The 2,496-nt window shown below is 71.5% G+C and carries 1 protein-coding gene; it reads right to left on the bottom strand.

Translation table 11 applies throughout. From position 1 onward, the window contains the following. Window positions 1–2,496, bottom strand: a 2,496-nt coding sequence (locus ACFVWU_RS44725) for an amino acid adenylation domain-containing protein (RefSeq protein WP_387632434.1), incomplete at both ends; no start/stop codon positions are given.

The raw sequence follows: 2,496 nt of genomic DNA, 5'->3' as shown, positions 1-2,496 counted from the left end.
CGCGTCGCGAGCAGGGAGTGGCCGCCGAGTTCGAAGAAGTTGTCGTCGATGCTGACGGACGGGACGCCGAGGACGTCGGCGAAGACGCCGCAGAGCGCTTCTTCCTGCGCGGTGCGGGGTGCGCGTCCTGCGGTCGTGGCCGTGTAGTCCGGTGCGGGCAGGGCGTTGCGGTCGAGCTTGCCGTTGGCGGTCAGCGGCAGCGCGTCCAGGACGACCACCGCGCTGGGGACCATGTAATCGGGGAGGTCCGAGGCGACGTGCCTGCGCAGTAGCTCGGTGTCCACGGCCTGTGGTGAGACCGGGACGATGTAGGCGACGAGGCGCTTGTCGCCGGGGGTGTCCTCGCGGGCGATGACGGTGGTCTGGGAGACGGCGGGGTGTGCGGCCAGTGCCGACTCGACCTCGCCGAGCTCGATGCGGAAACCGCGGATCTTGACCTGGTCGTCGGCACGTCCCGCGAACTCCAGCGTGCCGTCCGCACGCCACCGCACCAGGTCACCGGTGCGGTACATGCGCTCGCCGGAGCCGCCGTAGGGGTTGGCGACGAAGCGCTCGGCAGTGAGGGAGGGGCGGTTCAGGTAGCCACGGGCCAGACCCGCACCCGCCACGTACAACTCACCCACGGCGCCGGGCGGGACCAGCTGCAGCCCGCCGTCGAGGACGTAGACGGAGGTGTTGTCCAGCGGGCGGCCGATCGGCAGGGTGCTCCCGACGTTCGCGGCGGCATCCACGGAGTGCTGGGTCGCGCAGAGCGTCACCTCCGTGGGCCCGTACAGGTGCCGTACGACGATCCCGCGATTCGCCTCCAGCACGCGGCGAACCGCCCCGGCGGGCACGACGTCCCCTCCGGTGAGGACCTCGCGCACACCGGCGAAGGAACCCGGGTCCTCCTCGGCCATGACCCGGAACAGGCCGGCCGTGACGTGGATGTGGGTGATCTCGTGTCGCACGATCAGCGAGCGCACGGCAGCGGCGTCCAGGTCGCCGGCCGGAGCGACCACGACCTCGCCGCCGGTGAGCAGCGGCACCCACAGCTCGTATGTCGAGGCATCGAAGGCGTGCGGGGCGTGCAGGAGGACCCGGTCTGCGGGCCCGAGGTGCCAGCAGCGGTCCGACCCCAGCTCCACGACGTCACGGTGCGTGGTCGCGATGCCCTTCGGTGTCCCGGTGGAGCCGGAGGTGTACATCACGTACGCGAGGTGCTCCGGCCGGGTGGCGAAGGGCAGGTCCGTGGCGTCCTCGATCTCGCCGCCGGTCTCCGGCCCCACGGTCAGGACGTCCACGCCCTGCTCGGCCGCCGTCGCCGCGCACTCGTGTCCGCTCATGGCCGAGTCGACCAGCAGGATCCGTGCCGCGGTGTCCCGGAGGATCAGGTGCATCCGGTCGACGGGAGCCCGGGTGTCGATGGGGAGGTAGGCGCCGCCGGCCTTGAGGATCGCGAGGAGTGAGACGACGAGGTCGGCGGAGCGTTCCATGAGGACGCCGACCAGGGTCTCGGGGCCGACGCCGCGCTGGGCCAGCAGCCGCGCGAGGCGGTTGGCGCGGGCGTTCAGTTCGGCATAGGTGAGCTGGTCGTCCCGGTGGGTGAGGGCGGTGGCGTCGGGGGTGCGGGTGACCTGGGCTTCGAACAGCTCGTGCAGGGTCCCGGCGGGAGTGTGCACCGCGGTGTCGTTCCACTCGGTGAGAAGTCGGCGGCGCTCGGCGTCGTCGAGGATCTCGATGCTGTGGAGGGGGGTGTGGGGTGCCGTTTCGAGCGCCGCGGTCAGGTTGCCGGTCGCGGTGTGGAGCAGGGTGGCGACGAGGGCCGGATCGACGGGCGAGGCGGCCTGGACGGTGAGGAGGAAGCCGGTGCCCGTGTCGTCGACCGAGACCGCGAGCGGGTAGGTGGTGCGCTCCTGGGCCTGGAGGAACTCGACGCCTTCGAGGGCGGAGTCGGGTCCGTGGTCGGCGTCGCTGCTGTGACGGTAGTTGAGGAAGGACGTGAACAGCGGGGTCTGGACGGGCAGCTTGCTGGCCTGCTGGGCGAGGACGAGGGGTGCGTGCTCGTGGACGAGGAGGTCCGCGAGCTGTGCCTGTATGGAGCGGACGGCTTCGATGGCGGTCGTGTCGCCGGTGCGGACGCGGACCGGGAGGGTGTTGATGAACAGTCCGGGGACGCGGTCCGCGCCCGAGCCGGCCTGCATGCGCCCGAACAGGACGGTGCCGAAGACGACGTCGTCGCGGGTGGAGGTGCCCGCGACCACGCGTGCCCACGCGAGGTGGAAGAGGGCGGCCGGGCTGACGCCGAGCCGGCGTGCCTGATCCCTCAGCCTGCGGGCGAGTCCGGAGTCCATCGGCACGGTGGCCTCTGCGTCGGCCTCGTCCACCTCGCTGCCCAACTGGCCGAAGGGGGCGGTTGGTTCGGTGATGTCGTGGAGGAGGGTGTTGAAGAAGTGTTCGTGTTCTTCGCGGGGGATGCGGAGGCGGGCTTGGGCGACGAAGTCGCGGAAGGGGAGG

This window comes from Kitasatospora sp. NPDC058190 (assembly GCF_042883685.1).
Classification (GTDB): Bacteria; Actinomycetota; Actinomycetes; order Streptomycetales; family Streptomycetaceae; genus Kitasatospora.
The sequence above is the reverse complement of the archived record's forward strand: the minus strand, read 5'-3'. Positions and strand labels throughout refer to the sequence as shown.